General features: G+C 42.2%; 18 protein-coding genes and 1 pseudogene. 8 read left to right on the top strand and 11 right to left on the bottom strand.

Annotation, left to right across the window (positions count from 1 at the left end):
- Positions 1 to 777: 777 nt before the first annotated feature.
- From LEP1GSC194_RS10970 to LEP1GSC194_RS10940, 7 genes and pseudogenes are all read right to left on the bottom strand, one after another.
- Positions 778 to 1,125, bottom strand: a pseudogene (locus tag LEP1GSC194_RS10970) (ankyrin repeat domain-containing protein); the annotation flags it as partial.
- Positions 1,126 to 1,266: 141 nt separating this feature from the next.
- On the bottom strand, positions 1,267 to 2,196 hold the full coding sequence (locus LEP1GSC194_RS10965; RefSeq protein WP_020773658.1) for an LIC11086 family outer membrane transporter: 930 nt from the start codon (positions 2,194 to 2,196) through the stop codon (positions 1,267 to 1,269).
- The gene (lsa30, locus tag LEP1GSC194_RS10960; protein ID WP_020773659.1) at positions 2,196 to 3,074 is read right to left on the bottom strand and encodes a laminin/fibronectin-binding adhesin Lsa30; all 879 of its coding nucleotides are present in this window, start codon (positions 3,072 to 3,074) and stop codon (positions 2,196 to 2,198) included. The genes LEP1GSC194_RS10965 and lsa30 overlap by 1 nt, the downstream gene beginning before the upstream one ends.
- Complete coding sequence (locus LEP1GSC194_RS10955; protein ID WP_020773651.1) at positions 3,046 to 4,245, bottom strand: MbnH family di-heme enzyme; 1,200 nt, start codon at positions 4,243 to 4,245, stop codon at positions 3,046 to 3,048. Before LEP1GSC194_RS10955 ends, lsa30 begins: the two co-directional genes overlap by 29 nt.
- A gap of 53 nt (positions 4,246 to 4,298) precedes the next feature.
- A complete protein-coding gene (locus LEP1GSC194_RS10950; RefSeq protein WP_020773653.1) occupies positions 4,299 to 5,249 on the bottom strand; it encodes an MbnP family copper-binding protein in 951 nt (316 codons plus the stop codon).
- A 205-nt stretch (positions 5,250 to 5,454) separates the two neighbouring features.
- Positions 5,455 to 5,892, bottom strand: a complete 438-nt coding sequence (locus LEP1GSC194_RS10945) for an LIC_11090 family protein (RefSeq protein WP_017809437.1) — start codon at positions 5,890 to 5,892, stop codon at positions 5,455 to 5,457.
- The gene (locus LEP1GSC194_RS10940; protein WP_020773657.1) at positions 5,889 to 6,191 is read right to left on the bottom strand and encodes an STAS domain-containing protein; all 303 of its coding nucleotides are present in this window, start codon (positions 6,189 to 6,191) and stop codon (positions 5,889 to 5,891) included. Before LEP1GSC194_RS10940 ends, LEP1GSC194_RS10945 begins: the two co-directional genes overlap by 4 nt.
- Positions 6,192 to 6,333: 142 nt before the next feature.
- Here LEP1GSC194_RS10940 and LEP1GSC194_RS10935 point away from each other — a divergent pair, with 142 nt between their 5' ends.
- From LEP1GSC194_RS10935 to LEP1GSC194_RS10925, 3 genes are all read left to right on the top strand, one after another.
- Entirely contained in the window at positions 6,334 to 8,472 is a 2,139-nt protein-coding gene (locus LEP1GSC194_RS10935; RefSeq protein WP_020773650.1) for an O-antigen ligase family protein, read from the top strand.
- Positions 8,469 to 9,353 carry a glycosyltransferase family 2 protein gene (locus LEP1GSC194_RS10930; protein WP_020773652.1) on the top strand — a complete coding sequence of 295 codons (885 nt, stop codon included), beginning with the start codon at positions 8,469 to 8,471 and terminating at the stop codon, positions 9,351 to 9,353. The genes LEP1GSC194_RS10935 and LEP1GSC194_RS10930 overlap by 4 nt, the downstream gene beginning before the upstream one ends.
- A gap of 315 nt (positions 9,354 to 9,668) precedes the next feature.
- The gene (locus tag LEP1GSC194_RS10925; protein WP_020773642.1) at positions 9,669 to 10,994 is read left to right on the top strand and encodes an adenylate/guanylate cyclase domain-containing protein; all 1,326 of its coding nucleotides are present in this window, start codon (positions 9,669 to 9,671) and stop codon (positions 10,992 to 10,994) included.
- On the opposite strand, the gene LEP1GSC194_RS10920 is transcribed toward LEP1GSC194_RS10925, so the two are convergent.
- From LEP1GSC194_RS10920 to LEP1GSC194_RS10905, 3 genes are all read right to left on the bottom strand, one after another.
- Entirely contained in the window at positions 10,991 to 11,281 is a 291-nt protein-coding gene (locus LEP1GSC194_RS10920; protein ID WP_020773655.1) for a YciI family protein, read from the bottom strand. The genes LEP1GSC194_RS10925 and LEP1GSC194_RS10920 overlap by 4 nt on opposite strands.
- 79 nt (positions 11,282 to 11,360) lie before the next feature.
- Positions 11,361 to 12,230 (bottom strand): leucine-rich repeat domain-containing protein, encoded by an 870-nt coding sequence (locus LEP1GSC194_RS10915; protein ID WP_020773660.1) that lies wholly within the window; start codon positions 12,228 to 12,230, stop codon positions 11,361 to 11,363.
- A 598-nt stretch (positions 12,231 to 12,828) separates the two neighbouring features.
- A complete protein-coding gene (locus LEP1GSC194_RS10905) occupies positions 12,829 to 13,356 on the bottom strand; it encodes a metal-dependent hydrolase (RefSeq protein ID WP_036042330.1) in 528 nt (175 codons plus the stop codon).
- A 367-nt stretch (positions 13,357 to 13,723) separates the two neighbouring features.
- Between LEP1GSC194_RS10905 and ilvD the strand changes: the two genes are divergently transcribed.
- The 5 genes from ilvD (at position 13,724) to LEP1GSC194_RS10885 (ending at position 17,433) form a co-directional block, all read left to right on the top strand.
- Positions 13,724 to 15,406 (top strand): dihydroxy-acid dehydratase, encoded by a 1,683-nt coding sequence (gene ilvD, locus LEP1GSC194_RS10900; protein WP_020773654.1) that lies wholly within the window; start codon positions 13,724 to 13,726, stop codon positions 15,404 to 15,406.
- Positions 15,345 to 15,647 carry a nucleoside 2-deoxyribosyltransferase gene (locus tag LEP1GSC194_RS21355; protein WP_231384502.1) on the top strand — a complete coding sequence of 101 codons (303 nt, stop codon included), beginning with the start codon at positions 15,345 to 15,347 and terminating at the stop codon, positions 15,645 to 15,647. Before ilvD ends, LEP1GSC194_RS21355 begins: the two co-directional genes overlap by 62 nt.
- A gap of 106 nt (positions 15,648 to 15,753) precedes the next feature.
- Positions 15,754 to 16,248, top strand: coding sequence for a hypothetical protein (locus tag LEP1GSC194_RS10895; protein WP_020773644.1), 495 nt, complete (start codon positions 15,754 to 15,756; stop codon positions 16,246 to 16,248).
- 556 nt (positions 16,249 to 16,804) lie between these two features.
- Entirely contained in the window at positions 16,805 to 17,044 is a 240-nt protein-coding gene (locus LEP1GSC194_RS10890) for an AbrB/MazE/SpoVT family DNA-binding domain-containing protein (protein ID WP_020773641.1), read from the top strand.
- A complete protein-coding gene (locus tag LEP1GSC194_RS10885; RefSeq protein ID WP_036042328.1) occupies positions 17,041 to 17,433 on the top strand; it encodes a type II toxin-antitoxin system death-on-curing family toxin in 393 nt (130 codons plus the stop codon). The genes LEP1GSC194_RS10890 and LEP1GSC194_RS10885 overlap by 4 nt, the downstream gene beginning before the upstream one ends.
- A 1,121-nt stretch (positions 17,434 to 18,554) precedes the next feature.
- Here LEP1GSC194_RS10885 and LEP1GSC194_RS10875 read toward each other — a convergent pair.
- The coding region (locus tag LEP1GSC194_RS10875; RefSeq protein ID WP_036040695.1) for a transposase at positions 18,555 to 18,939 on the bottom strand (385 nt) is incomplete at its 5' end.

Here is an 18,939-nt window from a genome sequence, read left to right as displayed (position 1 = left end):
GGAACTCCTGCAAATTTCCTTCGAGGTTTTGGGACAAGCTCTAAGTTCATTGATTCAAAGAACAAAATCTACTTTAGGAAAATTGAAATCAAATACAATCAGTTTTGATAGTTATTGGAGACAAGCTGGTATTTAGGAACTTATTTTTATAGGGATGAGTAATACGGAGTTTTACTTTCATTCCAGAGAATTTCAAGTTAGGGATCGATGCGAGGTCAAGTTATTGTGTGAAAGTGAAAAACGTTTGCTTTCGATCGGATATAATAACTTGACCTGAGCGGAGAGCCCGGCCGCGAAGCGGCAACTCCCGAATTAAGCGAATTTCTTAGCCGACAAACTCATGTAAAGGATTCTATTGTAAAAATGGAATTTTCCAGAAACACGGATTCTTTCCATTACAGTTCTTTAAAATACGGATTTAGGCGGTGGTTCTTGCGGGAAAACATGAGTTTGACTTGCCGCTTTCCGTATCTCAATCTTATTCCCAAAGTTCCGGAAAAACGGACTTTAATTTTAAGTATTTTATTTTTCTTTTGTTTCTTTTGAGAAACTGGGAAATTTAAGTCCTATACATGAGTAATTTTTAATATTTTGAGATTTTAATAAAGATTCCAAACTTTTCAAATCTAATTCCAGGAGACATGCGATCGCACAAACAGCTTCGTTCCGACGCTCCATAAAACGAATTTTGAGAGAAAATCCTTTTTTAAAAAGAATCTCTAAAAATGAATGATCGTATTTCACATTTGCATGATCCTATCTTTCGGATTTGGTTTATAAATACGGGTCTGCTTTGGCTTCTAACAAAACCGATACGGATTCCAAACTTAGACCGTAAATCACGGTGATTAACGAAGTTTCTCCTCGATCTTCGGAAAGGTTCGGATCGGCGCCTCTCTTCAAAAGGAATTTTACAAAGGATAAGTCGTTGTGAAATACCACTTTGTGAAGGGGTGTTTCTCCTAAAAAATATTGTCTCGGATCTCTTGCGTGAACGGACGCGCCTTGATCCATAGCTTTTTGTGTGAGTCGTAGATTGCCGCTGATCGCTGCGGAAAGAATTTTTCGATCCGCCATGGATTTTCCGAAAACCTCCGAGTAAGATAATATTATTAAAATTGAAATTAATAAACGTAGGTTTCGGTTTGAAAAAGTTTTTTTAAAACGTTTCCTAAGATTCTTTTCATGCGTCCGAGTAAGTAACTAAAGTGTGCTTTCCATGGATAGCAACATAATCATTGTTATACCGAACTCACGTTTAAATACCTATTTGGAATTTTCCAATTCGGAAATTTCGATCGAGACTGCGGCCGTAATCGCGTAGTCGTATAACCGATAGTCGTCTCCGCGATAAAGCGGATAACGATACGAAAGATTGAAGTTGAGTTTTTCGGAAATGTTCGCGGAAAATCCGAAACTGACCTCCCTAAAAATCGCCGGAACTTTTCCTTGATCGGTTCTTTTGAGATCGACACCTTCATACGGAGTTCTATATAAGAAACCCGTAAAGAAAGAAAGACCCGGCTTCCAAAGATATGTAACGTAGCCGGAAAAAATACTCGTCTTTTTTAAAAGATAAGTCTCTTCGGGAGCGGAGAAGGAAGGGTTTCTGAGCCAATAAACGATACCGTCGTTGTCCTGAAGATTGGAGGGTTTGGATCTGGAAAGCGGAAAGATACCGCTGATTTTTCCCACAAAACTGAATTTACCCAAAAGATAACCGAAGGTCAGTCCCGGAATTCCGGAATAATAATTTCCACCGGTGAATCTGTCCGTATCGGGACCCGACGGAAAACCGACATTCGCGCTGAGAACAATGAAATAATTTTTTTGAAAATCGACCAAAGGCAGATATTTGACGCCGACGTATGTTTTGCCGATTCTTGCGGCGTCGGAACGATTCTTTTGTTCGTAATACGTGTAAGGAGTGCTCAGGTTCAGAGCGAACATTCCGTTTTTAAGATTCATTTCCCCGAAGAAAGTGGTCGTGTGGATATTGCTGTTTTCGTTCGTTTGTTTGAAGAAGTCCTGGGTGAAAACCGCGTAATTCGCGGGTTTTTCCCTTTTGCCCGTGAACGGATCCACAAAACGCGTGGAGGATTGTTCGCTTCCTCCCATTCCCGTATGATGCGCTTCGAGGGAGGACAAAAACGTAAAAAAAAGAATAAAGTATAAAATTAGAATATTCTGTTTCATTAAAATAGATTGCAACCCGTTTGATATAGAACCCGATCCTGTTGTCGTAAATTCGCCAAAATCAGATCGTATAAGTTCGCGTTTTGATAGGGATTGATATCCACGGGATTCGGGAGAGCCGAAATCGAATTTAAAATCGAAACCGAAGTTCGATCCTGAAAGATTCCGTCGGATTTCCAAAGAACCGGAAAACTTCCCGATTTTTCAGGCGTGATATCGAATCTGCATCTCGGAAAAAGTTCCAAAACGAAAGGCGACATTTGTAGCCGTACCGTTTTTACCGCGGGAGCCGTGATTTGAAACGTAAGATTGAGGGAGTTGATTTTATATTTCACGGAAGCGAGATAACCCGAGGGAATTCCCGATATAAGAGGGGCCGAAGAAGTATGAACGTCTCCCGTAAGAATCGTTTCCGTGATCGTCTCCAAGTTCGAATCTTCAAACGAAGACGTTCCGTATTCTTGTCCGTAAGGAGATGTGACCGGTAGATCCAAAGGAACCGTATAAGGAGTGTGGGACCGAGTGGAATGATCTCCCGCGTCGAAACTTCTTACTCGTCCCGGAATGGTAGGCACGGGATTTGGATTGACCCGGATAACAATTCCGTCCCAGACGATCTTGGAGCCGGGTTGCAGTTGAAGGTTATAGACGGTCGCACCGGAAACTACGTCAAAGTTTCCTATATTAGAATTTTGTTGATCGTCCGTATAATACAGAAAGGTTCCGAACGAGGACGGTCTTTCGTTAAAAAGAACCAAAAGCCTCTGCAACATCTTCGCTTCTTCCTTTCTCGAATCCCCCACGGAACCGAAGGTGCAGTTTTCTAAAAGAAAGCCGAAGAGTAAAAAACTAAAAAGGATCGTTGTGTTGCGGATCATTTACGAATTCCGTGTCCGTTAAACTTTTCAAAAAATTTACGAGGTCCGTTTTTTCCCCGGCGGTGAGTCCGATGGCGAACACGAAACCGTTCTTATTCGGATTTGTCCTTCCGTCGCCGATGCGAGGTCCGACGGTGACGTTTCTTCCGCCGGAGTTATAGTGTTCCACAACGTTCTCAAGGGTGTCGATCGAACCGTCGTGCATGTAAGGGGCGGTTAATTCAATATTTCTAATGGAAGGCGCTCGAAATTTGCCCTTATCGGAGGCCGTTCCCGTAAATTCGTACAAACCTTGATTGTCGGAAGGATAGTCGCCGGTTCCGCCGAGGTTGTAGAGACCATTGTTATGAAAAGTAATTTCGTCCGTCACAACTCCGGCGTGAACGCTCGTAGTGGTAAAGTTAAAACCTCCGTGACAGTGAAAACATTCTCCCTTTTCGGAAAAGAAAATTTGAGCGCCTCGAAGTACGGACGCCCGTTGGACCGAGTTACCGAGCGCCGCGACGTTTCCGTCATACAGATATTTATCGTAGGGAGAACGTCCCGAGATGAGCGTTCTTTCAAAACAGGCGATCGCCTTTATCACGTTGGAAACGGAGAAGGCGTTTTCGAACGGAAAGGCTTTTTGAAACAAGGTTTGATACCGATTGTCCGACTTTAGACGATCAAGCATTTCGTTTTCCCGATTGGCAAGGCCGAGTTCCACCGGATGTTCGCCGAACATAGGAACGAGCATCTGATCTTCTAAATTTTTTAGATTCGGATTGATCCACGTCTGACGCACGTTATACGCAACGTTGATGATTCCCTGAGCGTTTCTAGGATGAACGTTTCCGGTCGAACCGATCCCGGTCGTTAAACCGTCGGTGAAGGCGATCGATTGTTTGTGACAAGACGCGCAAGACTGGGTTTGATTTCCCGAAAGTTTCTTATCGTAAAATAAAAATCTGCCGAGATCCACTTTCTCCCGAGTCATCGGATTGGAAGCCGGAACGACCGGAGTCGGAAAACCGGGAGGTAAGTTCCACGCGTAAGAGTTTTGCGGAATCAGAAGGAACAGTAGGATTTCGTTAAGATTCGATTTCTTCTTATCGAAAGGCGCAAAAGGAAGAATTCCGGAACCGCACTGCATCAAGAATAACAAAGAAATAGAATATACTAAAAACTTCATATATTTGCGTCCTCAAAACGCCCGAAACCGAATCGATTCCGGGCGTTTTTGAATTACTTTTTAGTCTGAATCGAAAAAACGGTACGAACCGGTGTGATCGGAGTGCCCGCGTTTAAATCCAAACCGATGTTCGCAAAAACGGTCGGACAACCGGCACTCGTAGCGCCGACGATTCCGGACATACACATCGCAGCGTTCGTATTCGCCTGGAGGTCGATTCCTTGTAAAAGGGCCTGAACGTTGATTTTGATTTCTTGAGTGGAAGGATTAAAACCGCCGTCGGGAGTTAACGTAACCGGAACCCGATTGGCTCTCGCGCAGGTGCTGGAACTGCCCGTTCCGACACAACCGGCCGAACCGATATGAACCGAAGTACCGGCGCTTCCCGTTTCTGCGGTTTCAAAATCCAATTTTAAGAATTTATAACCGCTCGTCCAACTCCAATACATTCCCGAGTTATTGAGAGGAGCGGATTGATTGACCGCGTCCAAGTGATTTTTGTTTTCGGGAACGCCGAGGATGAACTTGACCCCTTTGTAAACGCCCGGAGAAACGAAAGCGGAAACGAGGTTGTTGGTTTCGGAAGTGCCGTCGCACTTGCCCGTTTTATTTTCAAAATCCAAAAGTGTGATATCACCGGATTGGAATTTTCCGTCCTGATTCAGAACGAGAGGAATTTCTTCTCCCGAATTTTGAATCAGGGAAACTCCGTGAACGAAAATACGAAAGTCGTGCAACTGAAACGTAGTACTTTCCGCGATGTGAGCGTTGGGAATAAAAGAAAGAGTTTCCGAAGTCCTTGCGTGACCTCTGAGAGTTTGACCGCATTCCAACTTTTGAGTTCCCGCGTATGCGGAAAATTGAATTCCCTGATTGTTACCGAGAGCCAGTAGGGCTGTGGCGGACATCAGATCGGAATCGTCCTTTTTTTTATCCCAAGGACAATGAACGAAAGAAAGACAAAGTAAAACGATACATCCAAAGACTAACGTTTTTTTAGTCATAATAAAAAACTCCTAATATAATAAGAACCTGATACAACGATCCATAAAAAGCGATCCTTCTTAACGAATCGTTCGGTAAATTTTAGGATGCGCGGTTATAAGCTTTTATCCTAAAAAGTACGCCGAAAAAATTGCTGTCCGGCGGGACGGATATTGTTCGCCGGTTCCTAAACGGATCGGCAAAATACTTCCTTACAAACGGATATTAGGAGAATCGAGGAGGTTTAAAAGGGGAAGAAAAGGATAAGATTTCGGAATTAGAATATTCTAAAGTAATCATTTGAATGAAATGAAGGACGTGTTCGATATCGGAATTTTGTTTCGGAGAAAAAAGAGCCGAGTAAAACGCGCCTAACTGAGAGAGTTTGTTTTCCGCCTTTTTGCAGGAACAGGAATGGATTTCCCCCGATTTTGCGGAATGACAGTTCGGAAGTTTATCGGAGCTCAAGGAAGGACGATCCGAGCGTACTTTTTTAGAGAAACGTTTGTCCTCTTCGTTTGAGTGTTTCTGAATTCTGCTGCCGTGGTTACACTCGCAGATTTTGGCCTTTTCGGCGAGAATACAACCGAAAAGGCCGCTGGAAAAAACCACAGCCTGAAATAAGATCGAGGCGGATAAAAGGAGGGAGAGATAAAATTTCATCTCAGATCGATTTTGAGTTTGGCGAATACGAGTTGTAAACCTTCGCTCAGTTTCACTTCCGAAATTTGAATTTGGTCTTTTTTCAATTCGGAAATGAACTTAAGAATACGATTGAGAACCATCGACGGAATCGCGACGACGGGAGTCAGATCCAAAATCACGCTATTCGGACGCATTTCCCGGATCTGAGAAAGAATCTCTTGGATTTCTTCGGCTTCCACGGAGCAGATATTCTTGCGAAACTCGACTCGAAAGGAATTTTTATCGGGATAGATTGTGGATTCTTCCAATTGTTGCATAAAAAGAAAACGCAGTTACTACTATTTTAGGAAAGAGTTTTTTCTGGAAACAAAAAAAATCTCCGTGTTTTTCAGGCCAATCGGAACGAATCCGAAACAATTTATCGTTTCGTAAAAATACCTTTCGGACTTTTGTATCCTTATGAAAAATCGGATTCTAAGTTTACTACAACCGACTTCACCGTTGTTTGGCTTGAAATCCTTTTTCTGGATCGTCTTCGGAGTCCTTTTAATACTTCCCTTATTCGCTTTTTATCCTTGGAAATTCAGAATCGTTTTTATTTTTCTTTTCGTAAGTTTTGTGATCTTGGATCTTTTGTTTCCGTTGATCGCCACTTTTTTTCTGGCTTCGTCGGGAATCGTTTTTGGAAATCATCCCGGAGGAAGATTTCTGGAATTGCAGGATTGTCTCTGGATTTTCTGGTGCGTCCGCGGAATCGTAGAAAACCGACTTCAAGGAAATCGAATTTTCAAAGATCCGTTTTGGAAAAGTCCGGTTGGAATTTTATTGCTGCTATTTTTCGGGGCCGGCGTCTTAAGTCTCGCAGCAAATCCCGATTTGTTTTTGGATTTTCGTTTTTACAGAAAGGGTTGGTTTTGGTTTTTACATTCCACCGAGTTGGAACCCGCTTATCCGATTAAACTATTGGTTTTGGGAATTTTATTTTTATTCGGGTTGATCGCGCGTAAGAATTGGTTGGGAGATAACTCCGGATTTTCGGATGTATATCGCGCTTTTGCGTCCGGAGTCGCTTTCGGTATGATCGTATCGATCGGCGTGGGTTGGTTGGAATATTTTTTACCCGCCGTGAAATCAACGTTAAACTCCTATCATCGTTGGTTGGACGGATACAAACATATCGCCGCGACTCATTTCAGGATTTCTTCTTTAAAACGATTTTTGCCGAAATACGGGATACAATCCTTGTATTGGAACCGAAGTTGGTTTTCGATCCATCTGATTTCAAGCCTTCCTTTTTTGTTTTATCTGATTTTTATGAAATCAAAGGATGATAAAACCGGAATATTCCAGAGTTCTCAAGTTCCGGACGAGAGTTCGTCCGAAGAAAAAACTTCGACTCGAACGAGGGAATGGGTTTTCTTACCGGCGATTTTTTTCGTTCTCGTAATCACCTTTTTCGGGATCGGAGCCAGGGGAGGAATGTTATCGTTTTTGACTTTTTGCGCGTTTTCGATTTTTGCCATACCGTTCTTTTTTATTAAGAATAGGAATACGTCCCGTTTATTCGTAGCCGTTTTTGTCTCTCATTTTGTCGTCGGAGGAATTTTATTTCCGCTTTCGGTGATCTGGACGCGGGTGGGACCGGTGGATCCGGAAAGATTTTCTCATTTTTCGGCGGGACTTACGCTCGGGATCGAAAAATTATTGTTAGGCGGCGGTTTTGAAAGTTACGGATGGTACAACGAGTGTTGTCTGAGTTCGAACGGAAAACCCTCCTTGTATCATACGACTCACAATCAGTTTTTGCAGATTTTTTCCGGTCTTGGAATTGTGGGAGTGATTCTTTATTCCTTTCTTTGGGGTTTTCTTTTTTACGAACTTCTGAAGTCCCGGAAAGGAAAACGGTCCGTTTTAGCTTCTTGCCTTTTTTTTTCCTCCGTGGCGGCGGTGTTCGTGTATTCTTTTTTTCAGGAATGGTTTTATCTCAGGGCGGTTTATTTTCAATGGATCGCTTTGTTTCCTTTTTTTACGGAATCGAAGGTTTCTTACGGGTTCGTTTCGAAAACGATTTCGAATTTCGGCCGTAAAAGGATTATGATTTCCTTATGTTCCATTTTGGTTTTGCTACTGGGTTCCTGGTTTTTTTTCCCGACGAGAAAGTTTCGGTCCGGTGTTTATTTTCCTCCGGGAGAGAGCAAATACACGGCTCGGATTTTGGAAGGAAGCGGAACTTTGACCTTGGAGTCGACGCCGGAACTTTATTTCGTAAAGAGGGATCGGGAGACGCGAGACGATCTATCGATCTCCGTTTTTCACCGAAGCCGGAAAAAACATTCGCTTGAAAAGGAAATCCATCCTATAGAAATCGAAAATTCGAAGGGTAAATTTTTGACCTTTCGAACGTTAAAAGGAAGTAATATTCTAAAAACGGAATGTGTTTTGCGTCGAAAGGAGGATCCGTTCGCGACCTTGAACTTTTGGAATCGCAAACCGCTCGACCCCGAACCTCGAAAAATCTGTTCTCAGATACGAATTCGAAAAAAAGAAAATTTACGCGTAAAAAAAGCCGTAAAGAAACGTATTCAGAAAAACGTATGAATTCCGCGCCGATTTCGGTGATCATTCCGACTTTCAATCGGGAAAACAAGGTCGTTAAGGCGATATCTTCCGTTTTACGACAAACTCTCCCGCCGCAAGAAATCATCGTAGTCGACGACGGATCTACGGATTTTACGGTTTCCAAAATTCGGGAAACGTTCTCCGAAATCCGAATTCTTAGCTTGGAACATAAGGGAGTCAGTCACGCGAGAAATCGGGGAGTGGAAAGGGCCGTAGGAGATTGGATCGCATTTTTGGATTCGGACGACGAATGGTTGCCCGAAAAATTGGAACGTCAATGGAAGTATTGTGAAAAACATCCGGAAACGGAAATTCTTCAATCTCAGGAAATTTGGATTCGAAATGGAAAGCGGGTCAATCCGCCCGTTCATCTCGCCAAAAAAAACGGATGGATTTTCGAACAAAGTCTGGAATTTTGCAGCGTTACACCTTCTTCGGTTCTTTTGAAAAAGGAACTCTACAAAAGCCAAGGTGGAATGGACGAGGAACTTCCCGCTTGTGAGGATTACGATCTTTGGCTGAGAATTACGTCTCAAACCCCGGTCGCTCTTTTGGATGAACTTTTGCTCGTTCGATACGGAGGACACGAGGATCAACTTTCGTTTCGATATCCCGCCATGGATCGTTTTAGAATTTACTCTATTTTAAAATTATTAACTTCTAATTTACTAAATGAAGCGCAAAGACGCCTCGCAGAACGAAATCTCTTTATAAAGTGGAGAGTTTTAAGGCAGGGGAGAGTCAAAAGAAATTCTTGGAACGAGGAATTGGATCTTCTTTTGGACGGCGTAATGAAAGAAGGACTGAATTCTTCCTTGCGTATGAAGGAATTCTTACTTGGAAATCAGAGTTGGATTTGAGTACAACTTGAACTCAAGTCTCATTATGGATCGAAATATAAAATATAGGATCTTGTTTCTAATTTTTACAAACGCTCCTACTTAAAAAATCCTTAAAATTCCACTTTAAGTCCGTTGGAAAGTTGGGATAAATTCGATTTTAGGATTACGTTAGCGGTTTCCATTACGTTGGATCGGTTTTTTAATTCTTGAAAATCTTTTTTAACCGTTTTTTAGGATTTATAGTTTTCTTTTTTACAATCGTTTCAAAAGTGATTTCCAACTTTGGCCGGACCGTCTATAATCAATCGGCTAAAGAATAATCGGAGCTAAAAAATGGTGAATCCAATTCAAGAGTTGACCAAGAAATTCAAAAAACCTGCGATGGACCCTCTTTCCTATGAAATCCTAAAAAGCGAGATCATTCGAACGAAAATTCTTTTTATATTTTTCGCTTCCGTCTCCGTGCTGATGGCGGTGGTTTTTGCGATCTTTCACGAATGGATCGGAAAGGAAACGGGCGGCCATTTTCCTTTTTACGCGGTTCTGGGTGTGAACGTGGGAACGGCGATCTACGAATTGCTCGTAAATCGTGTGTTTAACCGTTTTCTACAGAAAAGAAAAAACGTCTATCCGATCGCGAGATATATAAACGTATTCATCGAAATTTCCTCGGTGGCTTTGCTGCTTTGGTTCAACATAGGAACTTTCGAGTCGCCTTTGATTCCTTTGTATTCACCGGCGGTTCTGACGTTTTTCATATTCATCATTCTTTCGGTTCTCCGACTTGAGTTTTGGCTGAGCGCGTTCACCGGATTTGTGGCGGGCGCCGAGTTTTTAGCATTAGCGGTTTATTATATTCCTCTAAATCCGATTCCGATGCCCATTAATTTTTTCAATTCTATCGCCCCTTTCTATTCCAAAGCGTTCCTGTTTTTATTCAGCGGGATTGCGGCGGGGCTGGTGGGAATCCAACTGAAACGTTCTTTGGTTTCGGCGATGTCCGCGGTTCAAGAGAAAAATAAAGTGGTCGGTATGTTCGGACAATACGTTTCGCCCGACGTGGTTGATCGTCTTCTCGAACAAAAGAACGAAAGTTTCTCCGAGTTTAAACGGGTCTGCGTCATGTTTTTGGACATCCGTAACTTTACGAGATTCTCCGAAAAAAGACCGCCGGGCGAAGTGATCGATTATCTAAACTACATCTTCAGCCACTTGATCGACATCGTGAATATGCACAACGGTATGATCAATAAATTCCTCGGCGACGGTTTTATGGCGGTTTTCGGCGCTCCGATCTCGGACGGATCGAACGACGTGAAAAATGCGGTGGAAGCTTCCTTGGAACTTCTTAAGAAAATCGAGTTTTTAAATCAGGAAGGCAAAATTCCGGAAACTCAGATCGGAATCGGTTTACACGCAGGCGACGCGATGACGGGTAACGTAGGTTCGGAAGCGAGAAAAGAATATACGATCATCGGAGACGTGGTCAATCTCGCATCTCGAGTGGAATCCTTAAACAAGGAATTCGGAACCAAACTTTTAGTCACTCAGGCCGTTTACGACGACATCAAGGATAAGATTCCCGGAAGACATCTTTCTTCCATCCAAGTTAAGGGAAGGGAACAACCCGTCGACATATACGAATTGGGTAAGATCTAAATCCAGAATTCGAATTCTTTTTGATACTTTACCGGGTTCCATTCCAAGATCTGATATTCGGCAACTCCGTTGTCGTAAAAAGGATCTTGATGGCAAAAGGATTCGAGTTCCTTGCGGGACTTTGCTCTTGCGATGAGAATCCCCCCGGTTCTCGGTTCTTGCGGTCCGGATGCGAGTAGTATTTTCTGCTCGTATCCTTTGGATAAATATTCCCGATGTGCGATTACATACTTGTCCACGGTTTCGATCGGGACGAGATAACGAAGTACTACGATAAATTGTTTCATTTTAAATAAAACTAAAATAGAAAACAGATTTTTCTTTCAAGCCTAAATTTCAAAGTATGGATGCCCGATCTTTTTTCGGTTACCTTGATTTTCTCGTCGATTTTGACTTTTTCTTCGACGGCTTTGAGTCCTTTTCTCTTTTGAGTTTTGGTTTCTCTCCAAAATCTATAATTGAATTTGGAACTAATTTCCTGATTTTTTCTTTTTGTGAAATTAAATCAGGAATACCTCGCAATCTGAGAAGTTTGAGGTTTTGCAATTTTCCGATTTCTTTCGGAAGAACAGTCAGTGAATTGCCGCTTAAATCCAACGAATGTAATTCTTGTAACTGTCCAATTTCTTCCGGAAGAATTGTCAATTGATTATCACTTAAATCAAAGTTTCCCATATTCTGTAACTTTCCGATTTCTTTAGGAAGAATTGTAAGCTTGTTGAGTTTTAAATTTAGCTCGTATAAATTCTGCAATTGTCCTATTTCTTTAGGAAGAACCGTGAGACGGTTGTAATATACATGCAACCTTTCTAACTTTTTCAACTGTCCAATTTCTTGGGGAAGGGTAGTAAGACGATTGCCGCTTAGATTCAATTGTTCTAAATTTTGCAGCCGACCAATTTCTTGGGGAAGGTCAATCAGGTTATTGACGCTTAGATTCAGTTTTTGTAAATTCCGTAGTTGCCCAATTTCTTGAGGAAGGGTTTTGAGTTGATTGTCGCTTAAATCTAGATGTTTTAGATTTTGGAATTTTTCAATTCCTTTGGGAAAGGTGGTAAGGTGCTTGGAACTTAAGTCAAGAACTCGAACATCTTTCGGATTTTTAAAGGCTTCGGTTAAATTAAGATATATTTGGCCTTCATTCGTTTGGGCTTGGAGCCTGCAAAAAATACAGATCAAAATTACGGGTATTATGAATCTTTTTTTAAAACGAATGCTTACGGATTGGAAATACATCATCGGTTCCTTGAAACGGTTTTTGGATTTTTTCGGAGTTAAAAGTTTGTCCCAAAATTGTCCAATGTGGGAACTCCTACGTTTTTAAACGATGAGAAAAATCACTCAAAAAGCCTAATAACCGCCAAAGAGATTTAATCTGTGGGAACTTCTACAAATTTCTTTTGAGGTTTTTTAGACCGTTTTTTTGGGTTTCACTTATAAGCTTACTATTTTTCACCGATTCCAGCGTGAGCGATCGAAACGGAAATACTGCGATGCACCATGCCAACTCGATACCCTACAACGAGAAATAGAATAGAACTTGAATATACAGAAATGTTAAAATGGTGCGTTGCAGATTGGAGTGGAGAGCGCGACTCTGCGCTGGAAAGGAAGATGATTTCGCAGAGGCACGCCATCGTATTCTATAATAGAGTTGTTGAAAAATTCAATGGTGGCGATTGACAAAATTGCTTCGATCGGCCATTTCAATAAAACGGAAACAAATGGTAATAGAGAATTAATTTTTCAACAACTCTAATATTCATTTTTCAGAAGATTGTTTGAACGTTTCTCTCGAGTTTGTCGGAATTTTGATAAAGCTGATTCCGATTTTTTAGGAGCGCGCGTCGATCCTGCGATTTCGTATTAAAAAAATCGAAATTGCGATCGACAAAAGCGGAAACCACACGATAAAAAGTTCGGATCGCAATACAAGCAGACCTCTCGAGGTCAAAAAGTTTTTGATTCCGATGGGCGATACTCGAATGGGTCTCAAAGAGAAAAAAAATCGTTCGGAAGAGTAGGGAATAAAAAATCCTACTCCGAGTCCTCCGTTTGTCATCGCGTCCAATACTCCGTGAGATAAAATCGAAAGAAATAAAAACAGAAGAATGACTTCGATTCTTGCGCGAGAGAACCGAACGAAAGCGCAAGCTAAAATGGAAAGATACAGTGCAAACAATATCGAATGGGTAAAACCTCTATGACCCCATTCGTGTTCGTAAGGAATTCCGAATTGAAACGCGATTACGTCGGCGTCGGGAAGGATCGAAAAAAGAATTCCGACCAAAAGAAGTCGAACGGGAATGAGTCTTTTTCCAAAGGCGATCCATAATGATATCGGAACCGCAGTATGAGTAATAATGGTGGGCATCGTTTTCCGTCAGTTTTTGACGTTTCTAATTTTTATACAATTCTTTGGAGCATAAAAGCGTTTGTTGTGGATTAAAGAGTTGTCTAAAAAACCGTCGAGCGCCAGTAGAAGCGAGACACCTGAGTTTCACGAAAATGTGGGAACTCCTACGTTTTTAAACAAACGGTAAACTCGTATCCCTTCCCCGTCCTTATGGATAAAATCTGAAAATTTTTACCCTAACATCTAAAAATGTGGGAACTCCCGCGATACCACTTGGCCTTTTCCATTTGACCGGAAATAGAGTTCACAAAACTGTACTTCTATAACTCGTTCGAAACGAAGGTTTTCGGAGCGACTAAGATAGAGGCCAAACATGAACGATAACCTAAAAAAAAGAAGTTCGATGACGACCGACGGGGATAATCGTGCGCCCAATCGAGCCATGCTTCGTGCGGTCGGTTTTACAGACGAAGACTTTCACAAGCCGATGATCGGGATCGCATCCACTTGGAGCGAAATCACTCCCTGCAATATTCATATCAATAAACTCGCCGAAAAAGTAAAAGAAGGAGTCCGCGCCGCCGGAGGAGTTCCTCAGATCTACGGAACGATCACCGTTTCCGACGGGATCATGATGGGACACGAGGGGATGCACTTTTCGCTTCCTTCCAGAGAAGTCATCGCCGATTCGATCGAGATCGTTTCCAACGCGATGAGGCACGACGGTGTGATCGCGATCGGCGGCTGCGATAAAAACATGCCCGGTTGTTTAATGGCCCTTTGCCGAATCGATGCACCTTCCATCTTCGTTTACGGAGGAACCATTCTTCCCGGAAACTGCGACGGACACGACGTGGATATCGTTTCCGTGTTCGAGGCGGTGGGACAAATCAACGCGGGAAAAATTTCCAGGGAAGAATTCGTCCGCATCGAACAGAGCGCGATCCCCGGTGCGGGAAGCTGCGGAGGAATGTATACCGCCAACACGATGTCTTCCGCGATCGAAGCGTTGGGGATGAGTCTTCCCGGCTCAGCTTCCATGCCCGCAGTCAGTTCCAGAAAATCGAACGACTGCTACGAAGCGGGAAAGGCTTTGATCGAACTGATCCAGAAAGGAATCACTCCGAAACAGATTCTTACTAAAAAAGCGTTCGAGAACGCGATCACCGTCGTTCTTGTGTTAGGCGGTTCCACCAACGCGGTTCTTCATTTGATTGCGATCGCGAAAGAAATCGGCGTGGATCTGACCCTCGAAGACTTTGATCGGATCAGTAAAAAAACCCCTCATCTTGCGGATCTGAAACCGGGAGGTAAATACGCGATGACCGATCTCGATAAAGTAGGCGGGGTTCACGGAGTGATGAAGTATCTTTTGAAAGAAGGAATGCTTCACGGAGATTGTTTAACGGTTACCGGAAAAACGATTGCAGAAAATCTAATGAATATGCCCGACTTGGTCCCCAACCAGACGATCGTTCGTAAGAAGTCGGAAGCGCTTCATCCTTCGGGTCCTCTCGTGATATTAAAAGGAAATCTCGCTCCGGACGGAGCGGTCGCAAAAATTTCCGGTTTGAAAAAGATTTCGATTACCGGTCCCGCAAAAGTTTTCGAATCCGAAGACGATTGTTTCAACGCGATCATGTCCGACAAAATCAAAGCGGGAGACGTGATCATCATCCGTTACGAAGGACCCAAAGGTGGTCCGGGAATGAGAGAGATGCTCGCCGTTACTTCGGCTCTTGTCGGAAAAGGTTTGGGAGAAGACGTGGGTCTGATGACCGACGGTCGATTCAGCGGCGGGACCCACGGTCTCGTGGTCGGACATATTTCTCCGGAAGCCTTTGAAGGCGGCCCGATTGCGATCGTTCAAAACGGCGATCAGGTTACGATCGATTCGACGAGGAATTTACTCCAAGTGGAAATTTCTCAGGAAGAAATCGATAAGAGGTTGAAGAACTGGAAGCCGATTCCGCCGAGATACAAGTCCGGAGTCCTTGCGAAGTACGCGAAACTCGTTCAATCGGCGACTAACGGAGCGATTACGAATCTTCTTTGAAAACGATCTATCTTGCGGGACCGGAAGTATTTTTAATGCGAATTCGATTTCTGTTCTGCAAGATAGAAAATCTCTTTGTGCGTCGTTTGGATTTGACGCACTCTCTCCTTTTGATTCTGAAATCCCAGTCGATCACGAAAGAAATATAGAACTTGCCCGGAAAATTTTCTTAGGCAATATAGAGTTAATTCAAAGAGCGGATATCGTTCTTGCAAATATTTTCCTAAAAATCTGTTCGTAAAAGTCCGCGAATTTCTGAATGTCGCATAAACGCCAAATAGACGACAAGCGTAAAAGTAGACGTTAGGCGAAAGCCCTAAAGGAATGTATTCATCATCAAAGTAAACATGGAAGACAAAGATTGGGAAAATCACCAGTGGATCTTTGAACCTGACGGCTCATTGTTGGACATTTACGTCCAAGACGTTGGATTATCTGAATGGATCCAATTAATAAAATTTTTAAATCAAGACTTCGGTTTAAAATTTTTTCGCGGAGATGAAGACGCTTTCGAATCTAACATTGATCAAGATTACGTTGTAGATAAGTTGTCTGGAAAAATTGATACTGGCGCGCTTGCTCACATATTTTTAAAGAATATTCAGGTAAATTGCCATTTCTTTATTTTGAATGAGATAGAATTTGACGTACGTCCAAAGGATATAGGGAGCGAAGAGCATTTTGTAGAACTATTCGAGTTTATATATTCCATTTGTAAATTGTTAAACAAAGAAATTATATTAACTCCAGAAAATACTCCAATGGCCCCTTATGCATTTTTTAACCAGCACGGCCAGTATAAAATATATTCTAAAATAGAATATGCAAAGCTTTTTAGTTAAAGATCATTTATCATTATCTCAACGAATCAAAATCAATTACACTTTGTTATTATTTCGACTGCTCTCGGTAATTAAGATTAAATGCATAAAAGGTTTATTAACGTCCTATCTTGTGAATTGATTGGGAGTAAACAAATTGCATGTGGCTTCTCAAGTGGTGGAGTCGCCTTTTAAATATATTGACTCTGAGTAGTTAGGGCCTTCGCCTAACTTCGGTTTCTCGCGGCGCTTCGAGATCGCTCCGCGACTCTCGCTTGGCCTCCGGCACATTTGCTTTGTCACTCGGCTTGCGAGTCGCGACTAAGGTCGCTCAAGTCTCGCGCCAATTCTTCCGCGTGCTTAGGCACGCTCCAGAACCGCAAACGTCGAGAAGCCTCCGGGCTATTGTTAACTTCTTGTTTGGTTGATTTTCATGTTAAGTCAGTTCGAAATTTTGAATTCACATTGTTTATTTTTAAAATTGGGTTTGTTCCGTTAACTCAAGCTCGCACACTTGGAAGAGATTCCGTTTAAAAAATGCTTGCACAAATCCATGGTTATCACTTATGTTATAACTATGGATAATCCTGCGGTAAAAAAAACGACAATTCGAGCCATCGGCAATTCAGCGGGTGCGACAATACCGAAGGTTCTTTTGGAAAAATACAATTTTCACGAAGGTGATACGGTATTTCTTTTAGAAACAGAAGATGGAATCCTACTTTCTCCCTATGATCCTGATTTTGAAACAGCAATGGATATTTATCAGGAAGGCTCTAAGAAGTATCGAAATGCCATGAAAGAACTGGCTAAATGAAAAAAGAACCTAAATGGATCAGTAAGAAAATTGCCGAAGTAATTCATTTAGATCAAATCAAGCAGCATGGCGGGTTGCAGGGGATTAGAGATGAGGGGCTTCTTGAATCGGCACTCGATAGACCTAAAAACAAATTTTCTTACGATACAAAGGCGACGATTTTTGAATTAGCAGTTTCATTAGGTTTGGGTATTGCAAAAAATCATCCATTTTTAGACGGCAATAAGCGGTTATCTTTTCAATTGACGTATGTATTTTTGGGATTGAATGGTTACAAAATAGAAGTCGCGGAGGAAGAGGTTGTGTCAATCATGCTTCGCGTTGCCGGCGGATCTTTAAATGAAAAAGCGTTATCCGTATGGCTAAAGGATAGTTCTATTTCTCGTTAGACGACGTTTTGAGAATCCTAAACTCTTTATAATTTCTAATCTCTTTAAACTCGGCCGATATCTTATCGCGTTCTTCTTTGATATCGAATTCGTCTTGAATTCCCATCCAAACACTCCACTGAATTTCCAAAGAATTTTGAAAATCTCAAAACAAGTATCAGCAGTAATTCCTCTCTTCCCATGAATGATCTCGCTCACTCGTGTCGGATTCATTTTTGTTTCCTTAACTCGAATACTATATCGGCCAATTCGTTTGCCTGATCGTTTTTCTAAATGATTTGAAGTCCTTGGGCGGCGATGAATCTGGTAGCCTAAAGTTAGAATAATGTTTCATCAAATGGTTTTATTCGTTAGAGAAGATGTACGATAAAGGAGGAATACTTGTTGGCAAGAGTGTTGAAGCAAATTTGAATTTCAGATTTGACCTTCGTTTTTAGGCTAAGAATAGCTCCCGATGTATAGATTATCCTGCGGTATCCAACCCGCGAATATCAGTCTGATCAATCGTCGCGAAGGCTTTTCTCTAACGAGTTAAACTATTTGATGATAAAAAAATGCGAAAAAATATTTGCTGCTCCGGTTGGGTGCGCCATATCAGAGTTTGTCCCAAAACCTGTCGAGCGCCAATAGAAGCGAGACATTGAGTTTCGGAAATTTGCAGGAGTTCCCACATTACAAGTGGCGAGGGTTTAGTCACTAGGATTTAGGAGGGGCGATCTTTCTTCTGAATGGGTGAGTTCCCGCAGATTACGTCTCCTTGGCGGTTATTAGGCTTTTTGAGTGATTTTTTTCATCGTTTAAAAACGTAGGAGTTCCCACATTGGACAATTTTGGGGCAAACTCTGATATGGCGCACCCAACCGAGCCGTAAATATTTTTTCGCATTTTTATCATCAAATAGTTTAACTCGTTAGAGAAAAGCATTCGCGACGATTGATCAGACTGATATTCGCGGGTTGGATACCGCAGGATAATCTATACATCGGGAGCTGTTCTTAGTCTAAAAACGAAGGTCAAATTTGAAATTCAAATTTGCTTCAACACTGAGTCAACAAGTATTCCTCCTTTATCGTACATCTTCTCTAACGAATAAAACCATTTGATGAAACATTATTCTAACTCTAAGCTACTAGATTCATCGCTGCCCAAAGAAAACCGGATAGCTCTCGTGAGACTGCCGTTATCATTACTTGAGGTGTTTTTCCTCTTTGCTGCATATTACGAAACTTCTTGTGTAATCTTAAGGAAGCTTTTTCTGCTAAAGCAACGACTAACGCAGGTTGTCCGACCCTCCTTGCAGTTACGATCTTACTACCTGTTCCGGGAAAGCGATGCTGCCAAGCAGCTTCCGTCAAAATCCTTCTAAGTCTGGGACTTCCCGTTTTTGTAATCCCCGTTTGTTTTCTTTTGGAACCGCTGGAATATTCTCCAGGAACCAGCCCAAGAAAGCTCATGAAAGAACCGGCTGTTTTAAATCTCTTAAAGTCACATACCTCACAAAGTAAA

Source organism: Leptospira alstonii serovar Sichuan str. 79601, assembly GCF_000347175.1.
GTDB classification, from domain to species: Bacteria; Spirochaetota; Leptospiria; order Leptospirales; family Leptospiraceae; genus Leptospira; species Leptospira alstonii.
The sequence above is the reverse complement of the archived record's forward strand: the minus strand, read 5'-3'. Positions and strand labels throughout refer to the sequence as shown.